This window comes from Rathayibacter sp. AY1F4, assembly GCF_002931775.1.
Lineage (GTDB): Bacteria > Actinomycetota > Actinomycetes > Actinomycetales > Microbacteriaceae > Rathayibacter.
Map to the genome: position 1 here is coordinate 1 of NZ_PSVE01000017.1, position 20,123 is coordinate 20,123.

Here is a 20,123-nt window from a genome sequence, read left to right on the forward strand (position 1 = left end):
GACGCCGACGTCCAGAGGACGAACTGGGGGGTCGAGCTGCAGAGCTGACACGAGACGCGGTGAGTCGGTAGGCGCACCGGAGCGAGCACGCACCGTCGGGCCGGCGGTTCATCCGGCCCTCTGTCACGCGGTGGGCAGCGTCCCGGCTCCGGCCGTCACTCACAGCCCAGCACCGAGGACCGGTGACCGCGCAGACAGAACACCTCATCACCATGTGCTGGCCGGTGCGCCGAGGGCGGGTTCGGGGATCTCACCGCGTCTCGGGCGCACGCGGACGCCTACCGGGTCGGGGCGGGATCTTCTCGAACGGGCACGGGGACGCACGCCGCGCTCGGGGCAGCGGCTCCTCGAACGGGCACGTGGACGCCTGCCCGGTCCGGGCCGGTGTCCGGCCGGCCGCGCCCGCCTTCCCGCCGCTCAGTACTCGATGCGCCCGCGCCGGTCGTGGAACTCGCCCGTCGGCCCGTCGGAGCCGAGCAGGGCGAGCGCGACGGTCGCGTCCGTGCCCTCGGTGACGGTCTGGTGCCCGCCGTGTCCGTTGAAGTCGGTCGCGGTGTATCCGGGGTCGCTCGCGTTGATCCGCATCGCCGGCAGGTTCTTCGCGTACTGCACGGTGAGCGCGACGACCGCCGCCTTCGACGCCGCGTAGGGGATCGCGGTGACGGGGAACTCGTCGTGGCCCTCGGTGCTCAGCCAGCGCGGCCAGCCGACTCCGGACGCCACGTTCACGACGACCGGGGCCGCGGAGGCCCGCAGCAGCGGGAGCGCGGCCTGCGTGACGCGCACGATGCCGACGACGTTCGTCTCGAGGACGCCCGCCATCGCCTCCGGGGTGAGGTCGTCGACGCCGAACGAGGTGCCGAGCACGCCGGCGTTGTTGACGAGCACGTCGAGCCCGGGCAGGGAGGCGATCGCGGAGTCGACGCTCGCCTGATCGGTGACGTCGAGGCGGACGGGGTGGGCTCCGAGCGCGCGGGCGGCGTCGCCGTCGGCGGTGTCGCGCATGCCGGCGTAGACGGTGTGGCCCGCCTCGAGGAGTCGGCGGGCGGTCTCGAGGCCGAGGGAGCGGTTCGCTCCGGTGATGAGTGTCGTGGTCATGCGCCCATCCTGCGCGGGTGGTCGGGCCTCGACCAGGCCGCGCTCGACGGGGGGACCGGCAGTACCTGGCTCGGCGACGGCGGGCGGAGGAGGATGGGCGGCATGGAGGAGTTCGCCGCGGTGCTGCGCTCGTGGCGCGACCGCATCCGTCCCGCCGAGGTCGGCCTGCCCGCAGGCTCGGGCCGCCGAGCCACGGGCCTGCGCCGCGAGGAGCTGGCGGCGCTCTCGGGCGTGAGCGTCGACTACCTGGTGCGGCTCGAGCAGGGACGCGCGCGGAACCCCTCGCCGTCGATGCTCCGCTCGCTCGCAGTCGCGCTCCGGCTCACTGACAGCGAGCGCGACCACCTCTACCGGGTCGCCGGTGCCGCCGTCCCCTCGCCGGGCGTCGTGCCGCAGCACGTGAGCCCGGGCGTGCAGCGGATAGTCGACCGCCTGGGCGACGTGCCGCTCGCGGTGTTCACGGCGGCCCACGACATCCTGCTGTGGAACCCGCTCTGGGCCGCCTTGAACGGCGACCCCTCGGTGTACACCGGGCTGGAGCGGAACCTCGTCTGGCGGCACTTCACCTCCGGACACGCGGGCACCGAGTTCGACGCGCAGCACGAGGAGGACTTCGCGAGCGACCTCGCGGCCGACCTGCGCGCGGCGACCGGGCGCTACCCGCGCGATCCGGCGCTCGCCGCCCTGGTCGCCAGGCTGCGGGAGGAGTCGCCCGAGTTCGAGCGGCGCTGGGCGGAGGTGCGCATCGCCGAGCACCGCGCGAGCCGGAAGACGGTGACGCGGACGCCCGTCGGACCGATCACGATCGACTGCGACGTGCTCACGGCTCCGGGCACCGACCTGCGGATCGTCGTCTACACGGTGGCGCCGGGCAGCGAGGACGAGGCGCGGCTCGACCTGCTGCGGGTGACGGGGCTGCAGGCGCTGAGCACGGCGCCGGCGTGAGGCGGACGGGCGCGGCTGGGGCGCGCACAGCGGAGCGGGGCGCCGGCTGAACCGGGCTGAGCTAGTCGAGCGGGCTGAGCCGAGCCGGGCGGGGTAGGCCGGGCTCGTCCCACGGCGGGCGGGACCGGCTCGGCGCGGCAGACGGCGCAACCTGCCGATGCGGGCGAGCGGCGGCGAATGACGGCCGAGGTGGACGGCGAGACGCGTCCGCGGCGCCGACGTCCGCGCCCCCGGACCCCCCGCCTCCCCTGCTCAGGACGCGCAGTACGCGGTGATGAACGCGTAGAGCTCGCCCTTCTGCTCGGGGGTCGCGGCGACGACGACGGTGCCCTGCCGGCCCGCGGTCTCGACGGTGACCGGCAGGCGCGTGCCGACCTTGTCCTCGGCGAGCGCGTGGGTGTCGCAGCGGGTGGGGACGGCGTCCAGGACCACGGAGTCGAAGGTCCCGGCGGGAACGGAGCGGTCGAGGGTCCAGGCGTCGGCGGCGTCGGGCGGCTGGAGCAGGATCGTGGCGTCGACGCTGCGGAGCACGAGGGGGGTGCCCCGGACGTCGGCGGTGATCGTGAGGCGCGCCGGCTCGTGCGCGGCGCCTCCGGACGTGTCGATCCGCAGGGCGAGGTCGGCGTCGACGGTGCGGGCGAAGCATCCGGACCGGGCGAGAGCGTCGACGAACGAGAACGGGTCGTCGGCGGGGTACGCGTGCTCGCCGTGGCCGTCGATGGCGAGGACGACCTCGAGCGCAGCGGGCGCCTCCGCGGCAGGGCAGGCGGGCTCGGGCACGTCGACGCGGAGGTCTCGCGAGGTCCCGTCGGGGACGCCCGTGCCGCCGGTCCAGGTGAGCGGGGCGGCGAGGCGCGGGTCCGTGAGGCGGGCCGCGGTGACCTCGATCGGGGCGCCGCTCCCGTTGTGGACCTCGAAGGCCATGGTGCCGCCGGCGATGTCGGACCGGTTCTGCTGGACGGAGACGGTGACCCCGGGAGCCGAGGCGGACGAGGCGGAGGAGCGGGTCGGGTCGGGGGCGGCCTGAGCCGGGGTCGCCGCAGCCGGGGTGGCCTCGGTGCCGCTCGGGGCGCCTATCGCGCCTCCCGGCGCGCAGGCCGCGAGGGCGGGCAGGAGGAGCAGCGCGGCGGCGAGGGCGCGGAGGCGTCGCATCGTGCCTCCCTCCGCTCGCCGTCAGTCTGGCGCCCCGGACCCCTCTTCGCGAGCGGGCGCTCCGGCGCCCCTCAGCTCGATCGATGCGTCACGAACGGTCGCCACGGCGGCCGGATGACGACCGTTCGTGACGCATCGCCGGAGCGGCGGGGGTGAGGACGCGGGGACGCGCACCCATCCGAGTGTGCGTCCGCTCCGAAGAAGGGCGGGGACTTCAGGAGGAGACAGATGGCACGCGGCAGATGGCACGTCGGCACGATCGTCGCGCGAGTGCGCGCATCCGCAGCGATCGGGGCCTCCGGGCTCGACGCGGTGGAGCGGGCGGAGCGCCGGGCAGAGGTCCTGCGCATCGCCGGAGGAGTCGACTCCGGTCGTCTCGGCGACGACCAGGCGATCGCGGCGTTCGGCCGGATCGTCGACGGCCTGCAGAGCGACCTGCCCGGCTCGGCGCTCGGCGCCTAACCCGCGAGCCCGGCGTCCCAGCACCCGCCCGGAGCGGACACCCGCCGGGCCGACATCCCGAGCCTCCGCGGCGCTGAGACCCGCCGGGCGAGCGTGCCGAAGGCGCACTGGGCGCCGAGACCCGGCACCCCGAGCGCCCGCGCGCCGCGGAGCCCCGCTACCCCAGCGTCCCGAGCGCGATCCGCGGCAGCAGCCGCTGGATCGCGACGGCTGCCGCGCCGCGCGCCCACTCCACGAGCCCGCCGTCGTCGACGAGCAGGGCCAGGGGCGGAGCGTCCGGGTCGCGCGTGGCCGCGATCGCGGCGTCCACCACCGCGGCCTGCTCCGTGTAGAGGGCGACGCCCTCCCCGGCCAGGATCACCGTGCCGGACATCGAGAGGTTGCCGATCGCGGCGATCATCGTCCCGAGCGCCGTGCCGGAGTCGGCGAGGATGCGCTCGGCACCGGGGTCGCCCGCGCGAGCGGCGGCGAAGCCCTCGGCCAGGGTCAGCTCGCGGCCGGTGGCGACGAAGAGCTGACGGAGGAGCGAGGGCAGGCTGAGCATCGCGGTCGAGCAGCCGCGGTGGCCGGCCTCGCAGACGGGGCCGGTGGGATCCAGCGGGTAGTGGCCGCCCAGGCCGAGCCCCGCCTCCGGGGGCGCGACCACCCGGTCGTGCACCACCAGTCCGTAGCCGACGCCCGCCCCCACCGTGAGCACCGCGAAGTGCGGGATGCCGCGGCCCCGTCCGAACCAGTGCTCGGCTCCCGTGAGCGCGACCACGTCGTTCTCGAGGGCGACCGGCAGCCCGAGGGCGGCGGAGAGCGGAGCGGCGAGGTCGACGTCGCGCCAGCCGAGGAACGGCGCGCGGCTCACCCGGCCGTCGGCGGCGATGCTCCCGCCGAGCGTCACGCCCAGGCCGGCGAAGGCGGAGGGGCCGCCGAGCTCGTCGACGACCGAGACGATCGCGGCGATCACGTCGGCGGGCTCCGTGCCCGGCAGCGGGCGGACCAGCTCCCGCTCGGTCCGAGCGCGCAGGTCGGTGCGGACGGCGAGGACCTCGGTGCCGGTGATCTTCACGCCCGCGAAGCTCAGCGCGTCGGCGCGGATGTCGAGCGGGCGGGCGGGGCGGCCGACTCCGGTGCTCTGCTCGGGGCCCTCGACGACCAGGCCGCCGTCGAGGAACGGGCGCGCGAGCCGGGTCAGGCTGGCGGGCGAGAGGCCGAGGCGGCGGCCGAGCTCGGCCCGCGAGACGGGACCGTGGATCAGGACCTCGCGCGCCAGGAGCTCGGAGGAGCTCCCGGAGGCGTCCTCGGCGACGATGGTGTCGGTCACGGGGCTCCTTCTTTCCGGCCTGGTAGAAAGCTACCGGCAGTGCGCCGCTCCAGGAACGGATCCGGACACTCGCGCCGCTCTTGACACCCCTATTACTTCTGCTCTAGAAATAAGCCATGCACCGCAGCATCGCCCCCACGAACGACTCCGTGACCCTCTCCGGCCGGGAATCGCGCCTCTTCCACTTGCAGGACGGGGGCACCAGCGTCGTCGTCGACGCCCGCCTCGTCACCTTCCCCACTATCGTGCACTGGGGCGCCGCGCTCGGAGATCTTTCCGCCGCCGAACTATCCGCCCTGGCAGACGCCGCCCTCCCCCAGCGCGTCTCGGGCGGGCTCGACGCCTTCGCGCCGTTCGGCCTCGTCGCCGTCGAGGCCGACGGCTGGCAGCACGCCCCCACCTTCGAGGGCACCCACGAGCGCGCGGCCGCGTCGGAGCGGTTCGAGGTCGAGAGCATCGAGGCGCTCGGCTCCGCCCTCCGGACCGTCGCCACCGGCGCGGGCGTGCGCCTGACCGTGGACCTCGAGGTCGACGCGGCCGGCCTGCTCACCCAGCGCGCCCGGGTCGAGAACCTCGACGCCCGCCCGTTCCGCCTCGAGCGCTTCGAGCTCGGCTTCCCGCTCCCCGCGACCGCGCGCGAGATCCTCGACACCACCGGCCACCACCTCCGCGAGCGCCACCCGCAGCGCCGCGCGCTGACCATCGGCGAGCACACCCGCCGCACCCGCCGCGGCCGCCCCGGCGCCGACGCGACCCTCCTCCTCGCCGCGGGCACGCCCGGCTTCGGCTGGGAGCGCGGGCTCGTGCACGGCGTCCACCTGGGCTGGAGCGGCGACACCTCGCTCCGCGCCGAGCGCACCGTCGAGGGCGTCTCGCTCCTCGCGGCCGGCGAGCTGCTGCGGCCTGCCGAGATCGAGCTCGCGCAGGGTGAGAGCTACGAGACCCCGGTCGCCTACGGCTCCTGGGGCGACGGGCTCAGCGCTCTGCAGGCCCGGTTCCACGCGTCGCTCCGCGCCCGCCCGCAGCACCCCGTCGCTCCGCGGCCCGTCACCCTCAACACCTGGGAGGCCGTCTACTTCGACCACGACCTCGCGCGCCTCACCGCCCTCGCCGAGCGGGCCGCGCGGATCGGGGTCGAGCGCTTCGTGCTCGACGACGGCTGGTTCCTCGGCCGCCGCGACGACACCGCGGCGCTCGGCGACTGGACCGTCGACCCTTCGGTCTGGCCGGAGGGCCTCACTCCGCTGACGGACGTCGTCACCGGCCTGGGCATGCAGTTCGGCCTCTGGGTGGAGCCCGAGATGATCAGCCCCGACTCCGACCTGGCCCGCGCGCACCCGGAGTGGATCCTCGGCCCGGCCGGCCACCTCCCGGCCTCGGGGCGGCAGCAGCAGGTCCTCGACCTCTCGCAGCGCGGCGCGTTCGAGCACGTGCTCGACGCCCTCGACGCGCTGCTGACCGAGTACCCGATCGCGTACCTCAAGTGGGACCACAACCGCGACGTGATCGAGGCGGTCTCGCCCGCCACCGGCCGCTCCGCCGTCCATGAGAACGTGCTCGCGCTCTACCGCCTGCTCGACGAGCTGCGCTCCCGGCATCCCGGCGTCGAGATCGAGTCGTGCGCCTCCGGGGGCGCCCGCGTCGACCTCGGGATCCTCGCCCGCACCGACCGCATCTGGACGAGCGACTGCATCGACCCGCTCGAGCGGCAGACCATCCAGCCCTTCACCCAGCTGGTGGTGCCGCCCGAGCTGATGGGGCAGCACATCGGAGGGCCGCGGTCGCACTCGACGCAGCGCACCCACTCGCTCGCCTTCCGCGCCGGCACCGCGCTGCCCGGCCACCTCGGCATCGAGTGGGACGTCTCGGATCTCGCCCCCGCCGTCGAGGAGGAGCTGACCGCCTGGGTCGCCTTCCACCGCGAGCACCGGGCGCTGCTGCACACCGGGACGGTCGTGCGCGCCGACCTCGCCGACGACGCCGCCTCGCTCTCCGGAGTCGTCGCCGCCGACCGCTCCGCCGCCCTCTTCACCTTCGCCCAGCTGCGCACCGGCGAGACCTACCCGCCCGGCCGGATCACGCTCCCGGGCCTGGACCCGGAGCGCACCTACTCCGTGGCGCTCGCCCCGGTCACGTCGCCGCTCGGCGGCCCCGGGCAGTCGCCGCTCGGCTGGGCCGAGCACGGGACCGCGCTCCGCGGCCGCGTACTGGGCACTGTCGGGCTCCAGGCCCCCGTCCTCGATCCGGAGCAGCTCGTCGTGCTCGTGCTCACCGCCCTCTGACCCGCCCTCCCGGCGCCGGAGCCGACCCCGCTCCCCCGCCGCCGCACCTGCTCTCGCACCGCCCTCCGCGGTCGAGCGCGCCCTGAGACCTGTCCCCACGCGCAAGGAGGCGCCGCATGTCCGCTCATCCGCATCCCCCCGGGTTCTCCCGGCGGCTGTTCCTCTCGGTGCCGCTCGCCGCGGCGTCCGCCGCCGCCCTCGCCTCCTGCGCCTCCTCCGGCGCCGGCGACGGAGTGACCACGCTCGACTTCTTCCAGTTCAAGGCGGAGGCGGTGGAGGACTTCGCGCGGATCATCCGCGAGTTCGAGGCGGCCAACCCGGACATCCGGGTCATCGCCAACAACGTGCCCGACCCCGACACGGCCATCCGCACCCTGCTCGTCAAGGACAAGGTGCCGGACGTGCTGACCCTGAACGGCAGCGGCTACTACGCCGACCTCGCGAAGGCCGGCGTGTTCCACGACTTCACCGGCGACGAGCTGGTCGAGCGGGTGAACCCGGCGGCCCTCGACATCCTCGCCGCCCTCGGCAGCTTCGAGGGGAAGGAGGTGAACGCGCTCGCCTTCGCGAACAACGCGGACGGGATCCTCTACAACCGCACGATCTTCGCCGAGAACGGGATCGAGGTGCCGACCACCTGGGACGAGCTGATCGCCGTCTGCGAGACGCTCACCGCCGCCGGGATCACTCCTTTCTACGGCGCGCTGCTCGACAACTGGACCGGCGCCCCCGCCTTCAACGCGCTCGGCGGGCAGCTGCAGCCGGACGGCTTCTTCGACGCGATGCGCGAGGAGGGAGCGGCGCTCGGCCCTGACTCCCCCGTCTCGTTCACGAAGGACTACGCGACGACGATGGAGCGGCTCGGGCAGCTCTTCTCGTACACGCAGGAGGGCTCGTTCGGCCGCGGCTACGACGACGGCAACCAGGCCTTCGCCGCGGGCGAGGCGGCCATGTACCCGCAGGGCATCTGGGCGATCAACCCGGTGCGCACGAACAACCCCGACATCGATCTCGGCGTCTTCCCCTACCCGGTGCTCGACGACCCCGCGGACACGCGGGTCACCTCGGGCGTCGACGTGGCCGTCGCCATCGGCCGCGGCACTCCGAAGCTCGACGCGGCCCGCCGCTTCGTCGACTTCCTGCTGACCCCCGGAGTCGTCGAGCCGTACGTCGAGAGCCAGGCCGCCTTCTCGCCGCTGGTCGGCGCCGCACCCAACTCGGACCCCACGCTGGCCGAGCTGCAGCCCTACTTCGAGCAGGGACGGCTGATCGGCTTCGTCGACCACCAGATCCCCGCGAGCATCCCGCTCAACCCCACGCTCCAGGCGTTCCTCGCCAGCGGGGACGCCGACGCGGCGCTCCGGACCCTCGACAGTGAGTGGCGCAAAGTCGCGGCACGCACGACCAGGAAGTGACCCCATGACCACGACCACGACGGCCGCCGCGCAGGCGGTGGCGACCACTCCTCCGCCGCCCGCGCGCCGCAAGCGCACCATCGGGCGCACCTCGAAGACCTTCTACTGGATGACGGTCCCCGCCGTCCTGCTCTTCTTCGTGCTCCACACGGTCCCGGTCCTCACCGGGATCTTCTTCAGCTTCACCGACTACGCGGGCTACGGCTCGTGGGACCTGATCGGCGCCTCGAACTACCTCGCGCTCCTCCAGGACGACCGTGTCTGGAAGGCCTACGGGTTCACCTTCGGCTTCGCGATCGTGGCGACCGTGCTGGTGAACGTGATCTCGCTCGCCATCGCCGTCGCCCTCAACGCGCGGATCAAGTTCCAGACGGCGTTCCGCGGGATCTACTTCATCCCCTACGTGCTCTCGACCCTGGTCATCGGCTACGTGTTCCAGTACCTCTTCGCGAACTCGCTGCCGCAGATCCTCGGCGCGATCCCGGTGATCGGCGAGAACATCCTCGCGAACGCCGACTGGGCGTGGGTGGCGATCGTGGTGCTGGCGGTCTGGCAGGCCTCGGCCTTCTCGATCATCATCTACCTCGCCGGACTCCAGACCATCCCGGGCGAGCTCTACGAGGCGACCTCGCTCGACGGAGCGGGGAGGTGGCGGCAGTTCACCTCGATCACGTTCCCGCTGATCGCCTCCTTCTTCACGATCAACATGGTCATCTCGATGAAGAACTTCCTCCAGGTGTTCGACCACATCATCGCCCTCACCAACGGCGGTCCCGGCACCTCGACGGAGTCGATCACGCTGCTGATCTACCGCGGCGGCTTCCAGGGCGGCGAGTACGCCTATCAGACGGCCAACGCCGTCCTCTACTTCCTCATCATCATCGTGGTCTCGCTGATCCAGTTCCGAGTCCTCAGCCGCAGAGAGGCGTCGTTCTGATGACATCGACCATCACCCCCACGACCGCGATCGCCCTCGGCGAGCCCGAGGGGCGGCGCCGGCCCTCCCGCGACACCTACCGGATCAACTGGTGGGCGACCGCGCTCATCGCGGTCTGCTCGCTGACGATCCTCCTGCCGCTCTACTTCGCCGTCGTGACCGCGCTGAAGACGCCCGACCAGCTCGGCGGCACCGGGTTCGAGCTGCCGACCTCGATCTCGTGGGGCAACTTCGCCGAGGCGTGGACGGCGACCCGCTTCCCGCAGGCCTTCGTGAACACCGCGCTGATCACGGTCGGAGCCGTCGTGCTGACGCTGTTCTCGAACTCGATGGTCGCCTACGCGGTCGCCCGGAACATGCACAGGCCGTTCTTCAAGGGCGTCTACTTCTACCTGCTCGCCGCGGTCTTCGTGCCGTTCCCGATCATCATGCTGCCGGTGGTGAAGGAGACGGCCCTGCTGGGCCTGGACAACCAGGCCGGGCTGATCCTGCTCTACGCCGTGTTCGGGCTCTCGATCAACACGTTCATCTACACGGCCTTCATCCGCTCGATCCCCATCGAGCTCGAGGAAGCGGCGCGCACCGACGGCGCCTCGACCTGGCGGACCTACTGGCAGGTGATCTTCCCGCTGCTCGGCCCGATGAACGCGACCGTCGGGATCCTGACCTGCGTGTGGGCGTGGAACGACTTCATCCTGCCGCTCGTGGTGCTCTCGGACCCGTCCGCCCGCACCCTGCCGCTGGCCGAGTACGTCTTCCAGGGGCAGTTCAACACGAACTACACCGTCGCCTTCGCGTCCTACCTGATGGCGATGGCGCCGCTGCTGATCGTGTACCTCTTCGCGCAGCGCTGGGTGGTCAGCGGAGTGATGCGCGGGTCGATCAAGTAGCGGTCGCGGCGAGCGCCGCCTCGAGCAGGTCCGTGAGCACGGTGCCTCGCGAGCCCGCGTCCTCCGGGTGCCACTGCACGCACCAGAGCGGCGCGGACTCGTGCTCGAGGGCCTCGACGGTGCCGTCGTCGGCGCGGCCGACCACGACGAGGCCCTCGCCCGGACGGTCGACGGCCTGGTGGTGGGAGCTGCGGACGACGAGCTCCGCGGCGCCGAGGATGCCGGCGAGGGCGCTGCCCGGCTCGAGCGCCACGCGGTGGTCGACCATCCCGGACAGGTGCTCGCCGGGGACCGACCGGCCGACGTGACCCGCGCCGGGCAGGTGCTGCACGAGGTCGCCGCCGAGAGCGACGTTGACCAGCTGCATCCCGCGGCAGATCCCGACCAGCGGGGTCCGCGTCTCGACGGCACGGCGGACGAGCGCGATCTGCGCGCGGTCGGCCGCGGGGAAGGACTGGCCGCGGTGCGGGTCGTCGGGTCGGCCGCCGTAGAGGGACGGGTCGACGTCCTCCCCTCCGGTGACCACGACGGCGTCGGCGGCGGCGAGCCGGCGCTCGAGCTCGGCGGCGCCGGCCTGCTCGGCAGGGACGCGGTCGACCACGAAGCCCGCGGCGGTGGCGGCCGTGACGACGCTCGCGGTCAGCAGCTGCAGCTCGATCTCGAACTCGGGATCCTCACGGCCGCCGTCGGCGACGTCGACGACGAGCAGGACGGGGCGGTCGGAGGCCATGCGGACATCGTGCCACCCGGCCGGCTCCTGCAGAACGTCGGCGGAGAGCAGGGCCTCTGCGTCGGCGGGCGAGGGACCGCGCTCTCGGCGTGCGTTCTGCAGGAGCCCGCAGACCTCTCCCGGGGACTGGTCAGGATCCGGCACCGCGATCTAAGATGTTCACGTTCACATTCCGTGCGAAGACGCACACCTCCGCGGCCCTGCGGATCGTGCCTCGACGCCGCACCCGATCACGAGGGCCATCTGCATGAGACGATCACGATCGGCGGTGAGGACCGCTCTGGCGGTCGCGACCGTCGCCGCCACGGCGCTGCTCGGCGCCACGGTCCCCAGCTCCGCCTTCGGAGCCACCGAGACCCCGCTCCTCCACTACACCTTCGATACCGCCCCCACCGGCACCACGGTCGCCGACACCAGCGGCAACGGCTACAGCGCGACGCTGCGCGGCTCCGGAGCCCAATTCCGCAACGGGCTCATCAGCCTCCCCGGCGGATCCGCCGCGGCCGCCCCCTACCTCGAGATCCCCACCGCCGGCCTCGTCGGCAAGAAAAACCTGACCTTCTCCACCTGGCTCGCCCACAAGGGCGGCACCGGCAACGTCGCCGCCGCGTTCGTCGGAGCGCCCGTCGCCTCCGGCGCCTCGTTCTCCTCCGGCTACTGGCTGCTCAACCCGAGCAACCTCTCCGGCTACACCAAGTCGGTCGTCACCAACTCGGTCAACGCGGGCGCTCCCTACAACACCGAGGTCGGCGCCGGAGCGACGGGCACCCCGACCGTCGGCGCGCGCACCCCCGCGGGCCTCTCGCTCTACACGACCGTCGTCGACGGCTCGACCGGCAAGCTCACCGTGTACGTCAACGGCGCGCAGATCTCGCAGAGCACGATCGCCCGCGACGTCTCCTCGTTCGGCCCGTCGCTCGTCGCGTACATCGCGCGCTCGACCTACAACGACCCGGGCTGGAACGGCGAGATGGACGACTTCGCCGTCTACGACAGCGCCCTCAGCAGCAGCTCCGTGCAGGCGCTCTACTCCTCGCAGGCCCTCGACCGCGCCGTCGCGTCGGTCACGGTGCCCACGGAGGCGACCGCCGGCTTCACGGTGCCCACCACCGCCAGCGGCGTCGGCATCACCTGGACGTCGAACAGCGCGGCCGTCGCGATCACCGGCGGCACCGCGACCGTCACTCGCCCCGCCGCGGGACAGCCGGACGCCACCGCCCCCCTCACCGCCACCTACAGGGTCGGCACCGAGACCCGCTCGGTCGACTACACGGTGCGCGTCGCCGCGCAGCTGGACGACGCGACGAAGGTCCAGCGCGACCTCGCCGCGATCGCCATCCCGAACGTCGGCGACATCCGGACGAACGTCTCGGTGCCCACCACCGGCACGCTCGGCTCGAGCATCGCCTGGAGCGTCGTCAGCCCGAGCGGAGCGACCGTCCGCGACGGCAGCGCCGCCGGCACCCGCACCATCGACGCCGACCGCCCCGCGACCGGGAGCCCTGCGATCGACGTGGTCGTCCGCGCGACCGCGACCAGCGGATCCACCACCCGGACCCGCGACTTCACCCTCCGGGTGCAGCCGCTCCCCGCCGGCACCGACGACACCGAGGCGTACGTCTGGGCGTTCTTCACCGGAGAGGGCGACGGCGCCGAGCGCATCAGCCTCGCCGCCTCGAAGGGCAACGACGCGCTGAGCTGGAACACGCTGAACGGCGGCAAGCCGGTCTTCACCTCGAACCTCGGGACGATGGGCCTGCGCGACCCGTTCATCATCCGCTCGCACGAGGGCGACAAGTTCTTCATGCTCGCCACCGACCTGAAGATCGACGGGCTCCCCGGCGGCTTCGACACCGCGCAGAAGTCGGGCTCGAAGTACATCGAGGTCTGGGAGTCGACCGACCTGGTGAACTGGTCCGCCCAGCGCCACGTCAAGGTCTCCACCGACTTCGCCGGCAACACCTGGGCCCCCGAGGCGTATTGGGACGACGAGCTCCAGACCTACGTCGTGTTCTGGGCCTCGAACATGTACCCGACCACGAACACGGCCGACCGCGCCTCCGTCACCTACAACCAGATGATGTACGCGACGACCGAGGACTTCACCTCCTTCTCGGAGGCGAAGCCGTGGATCGACGTCAAGCGCGGCGCCGGCAAGGGCACCATCGACTCGACGGTCGCCAAGGACGGCGACACCTACTACCGCTTCACCAAGGACGAGGCGTCGATGACCCTCCGCGAGGAGAAGAGCACCGACCTGCTGGCCACCGTCTCGGGCTCGCTGCCCGGCACCGGCGGACCGGCGGACGAGTGGTCGCTGGTCAAGGAGAAGGTGGCCTCGGGCCTGCCCAACGGCGAGCCCGGCAAGACCTTCACCAGCGGTGAGGGCCCCAACGTCTTCCCCGCCAACGAGGGCGACGTGAACGGCCTCGACTGGTTCCTCTTCATCGACCAGCCGAACTACCACGACGGGCCGAACCACTACATCCCGTTCGGCACCGACGACCTCGCGAACGGCGACTCCTGGCAGCCGCTCGGAGCGAAGCTCCGCACGGGCCTGCCGCAGAACGCCGACGGCGGCAAGCCGCGCCACGGCACGGTCATCCCGGTGACGCGCTCCGAGTACCAGAAGGTGCTCGAGGGCTACGCCCCCGGCCTGGCCGTCGCCTCGGTCGCTCCGCTGACCGCGACGACCACGGCCGGCACCGCGCCGGTCCTGCCCCGCGCCACGATCACGACCGCCGCCGGCACCACCAGCACGGTCGACGTGGCCTGGGACGCCGTCGCGCCCGCCGCCTACGCCACGGCCGGGACCTTCACGGTCTCGGGCGTCGCGCAGGACGCGTCTCGCATGCCGGTGCAGGTCACGGTCACCGTGCAGTCCTCGCTGAAGGTGAGCGCGACCGCCACGTCGCGCTGCGTCGCCGGCAAGGTCGTGCTGACGGTCGTCGGCAAGAACGGCGACACGGTGCCGATGGACGTCTCGATCAGCACCCCGGAGGGCGTGAAGACGATCGCCGGCGTGAAGCCGGGCGCCTCCGGCTCCGCCGCGTTCACGGTGCGCTCGACGCAGCTCGCCGCGGGCGATGCGACGGTCACCGGCACGGCCACGGTCGGCGGCAAGACCGTCACGGCCACGGCCACCGCGCCGTACAGCGCGCGCAGCTGCGGCTGACGCACGGCACTCCCCGGGAGCCCGTCGCACCTCACCGGTGCGGCGGGCTCCCGTCGTCGTGCGGGGAGCCGGGACACCGCCCTGACGCCGAGACGCCGCCGCCTCGGCCGCGCTTCGACGGACGGCGCGGCGCCTCGTCACGCGGGCGGGCCCGGGACGGCCCGCCCGGCGTCATCCGGCGACGGCTGCCGGTCCGGCTTCGAGCAGGTCGCGGACGCTGCGCGGCTCGCGTCCGAGGAGGCGCCCGAGCTCGGGGCCGGTGCCCGCGAAGAAGCCGTGCTCGGCCGCCTGGTGCATCCCGAGGGTGAAGCGCACGAGGAACTCGGGCTGACCCGCCGCGACGCGCGCGGCGACCCACTCGTCGTCGCCGAGGACGCGCAGCTCGACGGGCCGCCCGCCGACCTCGGCCGCGATCCCGGCGATCTCCTCGAACGTCGGAGCCTCCGTCGCGGTCAGCGTGATCGGCCCGTCGTGCGGGCTCCCCGAGAGGAGGAGCCGGGCGGCCGCCTCCGATTCGTCCTCGCGGGCCGTCCACGAGACGCGGCCGTCGGAGGGGACCTCGATCACTCCGGTCTCCCGCCACGGTCCGAGGAACAGGCCCAGGCTGTGCGCGTAGAAGCCGTTGCGGAGCGACGTCCAGGCGAGTCCGGACTCGGCGAGCAGGCGCTCGGTCGCCGCGTGGTCCCGGCCCGGGCCGAAGGGGGTGTCGGCGGCGGCGCCCTGGTGGCTCGTGTAGAGGACCCGTCCGACTCCGGCCGCGACGGCCGCCTCGACGGCGGTGCGGTGCAGGGCGACGGCGTCGGCCCGCGGATCGCTCGAGGAGACGAGGAGCAGCTGATCCGCTCCATCGAAGGCGGCCGGGAGGGAGGCGGGGTCGGCGTAGTCGCCGACGCGCACCTCCACTCCGCGCTCCGCGAAGCGGGCGGCCTTCGAGGCGTCGCGGGCGACGACGGCGATCCCGGAGGCGGGGACGGAGTCGAGGAGGTGGTCGACGGTGGCGCCGTTCAGAGCGCCGGTGGCACCGGTCACGATGATCATGGGGAGAGCCTTCCGATGAGGGGTATCAGCGATACCACGAGGAAGATAACCACGGAATTCCGCCGATAGCAACCGTGCGCTACCGTCGATACGTGACCAGCCCCACTCCTCCGACCGACACGCGCCTGCGCATCGTCGAGGCGGCCGCCGGCCTCCTCCGCGACGAGGGCCCCGCCGCCGTCACCACGCGAGCGGTCGCCCAGGCGGCCGGGCTGCAGGCCCCGGCGATCTACCGCCTCTTCGGCGACAAGGACGGCCTGCTCGAGGCGGTCGCGGAGCACGTGCTGGCCACCTGGGTCGACTCCAAGGCGCGGACGGTCGAAGCGGCCGTCGCCGGAGGCGTCGACCCGGTCGAGGACCTGCGCGCGGGCTGGGCCGCGCAGGTGGAGTTCGGCCTGGCCAACCCCGCGCTCTTCCGCCTCCTCAGCGATCCGGGCCGCGCCTCCGGATCGCCGGCCGCCCTCTCCGGGCGGCGGGTCCTCGCCGCCCGCGTGCAGCGCGTGGCCGCCGAGGGCCGCCTCCGAGTGCCGGAGGAGCGCGCCGTCGGCCTCATCCAGGCGGCGGGCACCGGCGTGGTCACCACCCTGCTCTCCACCCCCGCCGCCGACCGCGACCCCGGTCTCGCCGACGCCGCGCTCGACAGCGTGCTCGCGGGGATCCTCGCCGACCCGCCCTCCCCCGGCGACGGCGGGCGGCTCACCGCCCTCGTCGGCGTCCGCGCCCTCGCACCGGAGCTCGCCGGCCTCACGCCCGCGGAGCGCCTGCTGCTCGCGGACTGGCTCGACCGCGCCCTCGCGGCGGCCGCGCAGGAGTGACGGGCACGCAGGAGTGAGGGGCAGGCAGGAGTGACGGGCGCGCTTCCACCACAGGAGTGACGAGCGCCGTCCCGCCGCGGGGACGACTGCGCCTCCGTCCCGCAGAGGCGCGGGCTTCGCGGCTAGGCGCGCCTGCCGTCGGGCGGGAGGATCGACGCCTGGATGAGCGGCACGGGGAAGTGCGACGCCCGCAGCGGGTCGAGCAGGCTGTCGGTGATCCCCGCGGTGAAGTCCTCCGTGCCGAAGACCTTGAACAGGGCCTCCCGCCCGAACTTCGAGCTGTCGGCGACGAAGAACGCCTCGCGCGCGGACGCCATCATCAGCCGCTTGAGCTCGAGCTCGTAGCTGGTGGTGCTGTAGATGCCGTCGTCGCCCACGGTGTCGGCGCCGAAGATCGCGACGTCCACCCGCAGGTTCGAGAGCTGCTGCACCGAGGTCGGCCCCCACATCGAGAAGGCGTTCGGCAGGAGCTCGCCCCCGATGAAGACGAGGTGGATCGTCTGCTTGCGGGCGACGGCGAGGGCGACCCGCAGGTCGCCGGTCACGACGGTGAGGCGCTGGTTCTCGAGGTGCCGCGCGACCTCGAGCGTCGTGGTGCCCCCGTCGAGGAGGATCGTCTGCCCCTCGAGGACGCGCTCGGCCATCGCCCGCCCGATCGCCGCCTTCTCGCTGCGGTGCAGCTCCTCCTTGAAGTGGTGCGGAGTCTCGGACTGCTTCACCGGGATCGCACCTCCGTGCGTGCGCTTGACCAGGTCCATCGCCTCGAGCCGCTCGAGGTCGCGACGGATGGTCGACGGAGTGACGTCGAACCGCTCCGCGAGGTCTCGCACCGACTGGAAGCCGCCGTCCTGGAGGGCGTCGACGATCTCTGCTTGACGGGACATCCCACACCTCGATCCTGGTCTCGCCTCCGTCGAGGCTACGGGGCGGAGCGGGGAGGAGGCGCAGACGGCGCGCGGAAACGCGCAGATTGCGCGCATGCGCGGGCGGCTGCGCGTCCCGATCGCCGGGTGCGCGGCGGATCTGCGCGGTCGAACGCACCGTCTGCGCCCGCGATGCGCGATTCGCGCGCTTCCCACGTCCCATGCGCGAAAGAGTGCAGCCATCTGCGCGTTATCGCTTGACGGAGTGCTCGATCAGCGATTAGCGTCGGGCTCCTGCGACGGATTCCGACACAGCAGCGTCAGAACACCGCACCGGATGAGGGCCGAACGGCCGCCATCCTCTCGTTCACGAAGGAGTCAACGAATGGACCGCTCTCGACTTTTCCGAGGCATGACGCTCGCAGCGGGCGCCGCAATCCTCCTCACCGGATGCACGACCGTCGGCGCCGGCTCCGACACCGCCGCCGGCAGCGGAGGCTCGGCCGCCCCGGGCGAGATGGTCATGGTGACCGTCGTCAAGGCGCAGACCATCCCGTGGTTCCAGCGCATGGCCGTCGGCGTGCAGGACTTCGCCGACGAGACCGGGATCGACGCCCGCCAGGAGGGCGCCGACGACGTCAGCCCCGAGAAGCAGACCGCGATCGTGCAGGACCTGATCGCGCAGCGCCCGACGGCCATCACGGTCGTCCCAAACTCGCCCGAGTCGCTCAGCAACGTGCTCGCCCAGGCCCGCCAGCAGGGCATCATCGTCGTCTCGCACGAGGCGTCCGGCATCGAGAACGTCGACGTCGACATCGAGGCCTTCGACAACGCGTCCTACGGCTCCGAGATCATGGACAACCTCTCGGAGTGCATGGGCGGCGAGGGGAAGTACGTCCAGTTCGTCGGCGGCCTGACCGCGAAGACGCACATGGAGTGGGTCGAGGCGGCGTACGAGACGCAGCAGGCCGACTCCCCCGGCATGACCCGCGTCGAGACCCCCATCGAGAGCACCGACAACCAGGAGACCGCGTACGAGCGCGCGAAGGAGATCCTCGCGAAGTACCCCGACATCGCGGGCTTCCAGGGCTCCGCCGGCAACGACGTCCCCGGCATCGCGCGCGCGGTGCAGGAGGCGGGCCTCCAGGACCAGGTGTGCGTGATGGGCACCTCGATCCCGTCGGTGGCCAACCAGTACCTGGCCGACGGCTCCATCGACAAGATCTTCTTCTGGGACCCGGCCCTCGCCGGTGAGGCCCAGCTGTCGATCGCGAAGATCCTCGCCGACGGCGGCGAGATCACCGAGGGCACCGACCTCGGCGTCGAGGGCTACGACTCGCTCAAGAAGCTCGACGGGTTCGACAACGTCTTCGTCGGGAACGCGTCCGTCGCGGCCGACGCGGAGACCGCCGCGCAGTACGACTTCTGATCCCCCTCCACCCCCGCTCCGGGGCGCGCCGCCCGCGCGCCCCGGAGCACCCTCAGGAAGGTCGACGATGACCGACGCTCCCCCCGGCACCATTGCCCCGATCCTCAGCGCCCGCGGCATCACCAAGCGATTCGGCGGCGTCACCGCCCTCGACGGCGTCTCGCTCGACCTGATCCCCGGCGAGGTGCACTGCCTCGCCGGCGAGAACGGCTGCGGCAAGTCCACCCTGATCAAGATCATCTCCGGGGCCGAGCGCCCCGATGCGGGCGAGATCTCCATCGACGGGGACACCCGCTCCCGGATGGACACCACGTCCGCGATCACGAGCGGGATCCAGGTCATCTATCAGGACTTCTCGCTCTTCCCCAACCTCACGGTCGCCGAGAACATCGTGCTGACCTCGGCCGTCGCGGCGAAGCACCGCCTCTACCGCGCCGGCACCGCGCGCCCCCGGGCGAAGGCCATCGTCGACGAGCTGCAGCTCGACCTGGACCTCGACGCCGACGTCGCCGACCTCTCGGTCGCCGACAAGCAGCTCACGGCGATCTGCCGCGCCCTCGTCAACGACGCGCGCGTCATCATCATGGACGAGCCCACCACCGCGCTGACGCACACCGAGGTGGCGCGGCTGTTCACGATCGTGGAGCGGCTGCGCAGCCGCGGCGTCGCGCTCGCGTTCGTCTCGCACAAGCTCGAGGAGGTCCTCGAGATCTCGCAGCGGGTGACGATCATGCGCTCCGGCCGCGTGGTCACCAGCGGCCCCGTCGCCGACTTCGACCGCCGCTCCATCGCCGAGCACATGACCGGCCGCGAGCTCGACGAGTCGCGGATCGTGAGCACGCTCGACGAGTCGGCGCCCCCGATGCTCGAGGTCGTCGGCCTCTCCCGCCCCGGCGCCTTCCACGACGTCTCGTTCTCGGTGCGCCCGGGCGAGATCCTCGGCATCACCGGGCTCCTGGGCTCGGGCCGCACCGAGATCGCGGAGGCCGTCTTCGGCTCCCAGCCCGCCGCCTCCGGGATCATCGCCGTGGACGGAGCGCCCACCGCGGTGCGCAGCATCCGCGACGCCGTCCGCGCCGGGATCGGCTACGTGCCGGAGGACCGCCTCTCGCAGGGCCTCTTCCTGGAGAAGCCGATCGCGGACAACATCATCGCGGGCTCCCTCGACGCGCACCGCACGCCGTGGCGCTCGCTCGACAAGCGGCGGATCCGCGCGACCATCGACCGGCTCTTCGCCGAGCTGTCCATCAAGGCCCCGAACCCCCAGGCGCCCGTCCGCTCCCTCTCGGGAGGGAACGCGCAGCGCGTGGTGATCGCGAAGTGGCTGGCGACCGACCCGAAGGTGCTGATCCTCAACGGACCCACGGTCGGAGTCGACGTCGGCTCCAAGTCGCAGATCCTCGAGCTGCTGCGGCGCGAGGCCGCCCGCGGGATGGCCGTCGTCGTGATCTCGGACGACGCCCCCGAGCTGGTCGCCTGCTGCCACCGCGTGCTGGTGGTCGCCCGCGGCCGCATCGCCCACGAGCTCCGCGGCGACGAGATCACCGCCGAGAACCTCCAGAACAGAATGGCGGTCTGAC

General features: G+C 72.8%; 16 protein-coding genes. 10 read left to right on the plus strand and 6 right to left on the minus strand.

Translation table 11 applies throughout. The features are described from left to right. Positions 1-417 precede the first annotated feature (417 nt). Positions 418-1,098 (minus strand): SDR family NAD(P)-dependent oxidoreductase, encoded by a 681-nt coding sequence (locus C5C59_RS11500; protein ID WP_104227483.1) that lies wholly within the window; start codon positions 1,096-1,098, stop codon positions 418-420. A 102-nt stretch (positions 1,099-1,200) separates the two neighbouring features. On the opposite strand from C5C59_RS11500, the gene C5C59_RS11505 reads away from it, so the two are divergent. Continuing rightward, on the plus strand, positions 1,201-2,043 hold the full coding sequence (locus tag C5C59_RS11505) for a helix-turn-helix transcriptional regulator (protein ID WP_104239575.1): 843 nt from the start codon (positions 1,201-1,203) through the stop codon (positions 2,041-2,043). Between the two features lie 252 nt (positions 2,044-2,295). Here the strand turns inward: C5C59_RS11505 and C5C59_RS11510 are convergent, their stop codons facing one another. Continuing rightward, entirely contained in the window at positions 2,296-3,195 is a 900-nt protein-coding gene (locus C5C59_RS11510) for a hypothetical protein (RefSeq protein WP_104239576.1), read from the minus strand. Between the two features lie 228 nt (positions 3,196-3,423). On the opposite strand from C5C59_RS11510, the gene C5C59_RS11515 reads away from it, so the two are divergent. Further along, the gene (locus tag C5C59_RS11515) at positions 3,424-3,657 is read left to right on the plus strand and encodes a hypothetical protein (protein WP_104224027.1); all 234 of its coding nucleotides are present in this window, start codon (positions 3,424-3,426) and stop codon (positions 3,655-3,657) included. Between the two features lie 157 nt (positions 3,658-3,814). Here C5C59_RS11515 and C5C59_RS11520 read toward each other — a convergent pair whose 3' ends face one another. Continuing rightward, positions 3,815-4,969, minus strand: coding sequence for an ROK family transcriptional regulator (locus C5C59_RS11520; protein ID WP_104239577.1), 1,155 nt, complete (start codon positions 4,967-4,969; stop codon positions 3,815-3,817). A gap of 116 nt (positions 4,970-5,085) precedes the next feature. Between C5C59_RS11520 and C5C59_RS11525 the strand changes: the two genes are divergently transcribed. The 4 genes from C5C59_RS11525 to C5C59_RS11540 all read left to right on the plus strand — a co-directional run bounded on the left by C5C59_RS11525 (position 5,086) and on the right by C5C59_RS11540 (position 10,493). Then, complete coding sequence (locus tag C5C59_RS11525; RefSeq protein WP_104251276.1) at positions 5,086-7,251, plus strand: alpha-galactosidase; 2,166 nt, start codon at positions 5,086-5,088, stop codon at positions 7,249-7,251. Between the two features lie 116 nt (positions 7,252-7,367). Continuing rightward, the gene (locus tag C5C59_RS11530; protein ID WP_104251277.1) at positions 7,368-8,666 is read left to right on the plus strand and encodes an ABC transporter substrate-binding protein; all 1,299 of its coding nucleotides are present in this window, start codon (positions 7,368-7,370) and stop codon (positions 8,664-8,666) included. A gap of 4 nt (positions 8,667-8,670) precedes the next feature. After that, complete coding sequence (locus C5C59_RS11535; protein ID WP_104225874.1) at positions 8,671-9,603, plus strand: carbohydrate ABC transporter permease; 933 nt, start codon at positions 8,671-8,673, stop codon at positions 9,601-9,603. Beyond that, positions 9,603-10,493: a carbohydrate ABC transporter permease gene (locus tag C5C59_RS11540; RefSeq protein ID WP_347877594.1), complete on the plus strand. Its 891-nt coding sequence runs from the start codon at positions 9,603-9,605 to the stop codon at positions 10,491-10,493. Before C5C59_RS11535 ends, C5C59_RS11540 begins: the two co-directional genes overlap by 1 nt. On the opposite strand, the gene C5C59_RS11545 is transcribed toward C5C59_RS11540, so the two are convergent. Further along, on the minus strand, positions 10,486-11,223 hold the full coding sequence (locus C5C59_RS11545) for a gamma-glutamyl-gamma-aminobutyrate hydrolase family protein (protein ID WP_104238149.1): 738 nt from the start codon (positions 11,221-11,223) through the stop codon (positions 10,486-10,488). The two genes, C5C59_RS11540 and C5C59_RS11545, sit on opposite strands and share 8 nt — an antisense overlap. A gap of 268 nt (positions 11,224-11,491) precedes the next feature. Between C5C59_RS11545 and C5C59_RS11550 the strand changes: the two genes are divergently transcribed. Further along, a complete protein-coding gene (locus tag C5C59_RS11550; protein ID WP_181134891.1) occupies positions 11,492-14,398 on the plus strand; it encodes an immunoglobulin-like domain-containing protein in 2,907 nt (968 codons plus the stop codon). 171 nt (positions 14,399-14,569) lie between these two features. Here the strand turns inward: C5C59_RS11550 and C5C59_RS11555 are convergent, their stop codons facing one another. Then, positions 14,570-15,436, minus strand: coding sequence for an NAD(P)H-binding protein (locus C5C59_RS11555; protein WP_104238147.1), 867 nt, complete (start codon positions 15,434-15,436; stop codon positions 14,570-14,572). Between the two features lie 92 nt (positions 15,437-15,528). Here C5C59_RS11555 and C5C59_RS11560 point away from each other — a divergent pair, with 92 nt between their 5' ends. Next, a complete protein-coding gene (locus C5C59_RS11560; RefSeq protein WP_104238146.1) occupies positions 15,529-16,251 on the plus strand; it encodes a TetR/AcrR family transcriptional regulator in 723 nt (240 codons plus the stop codon). A 122-nt stretch (positions 16,252-16,373) separates the two neighbouring features. Here C5C59_RS11560 and C5C59_RS11565 read toward each other — a convergent pair whose 3' ends face one another. Next, positions 16,374-17,135 carry a DeoR/GlpR family DNA-binding transcription regulator gene (locus C5C59_RS11565; protein ID WP_104238145.1) on the minus strand — a complete coding sequence of 254 codons (762 nt, stop codon included), beginning with the start codon at positions 17,133-17,135 and terminating at the stop codon, positions 16,374-16,376. Positions 17,136-17,526: 391 nt separating this feature from the next. On the opposite strand from C5C59_RS11565, the gene C5C59_RS11570 reads away from it, so the two are divergent. Then, the gene (locus C5C59_RS11570) at positions 17,527-18,543 is read left to right on the plus strand and encodes an autoinducer 2 ABC transporter substrate-binding protein (RefSeq protein ID WP_258060406.1); all 1,017 of its coding nucleotides are present in this window, start codon (positions 17,527-17,529) and stop codon (positions 18,541-18,543) included. Between the two features lie 67 nt (positions 18,544-18,610). After that, on the plus strand, positions 18,611-20,122 hold the full coding sequence (locus C5C59_RS11575; RefSeq protein ID WP_104238143.1) for a sugar ABC transporter ATP-binding protein: 1,512 nt from the start codon (positions 18,611-18,613) through the stop codon (positions 20,120-20,122). Position 20,123: the final 1 nt, after the last annotated feature.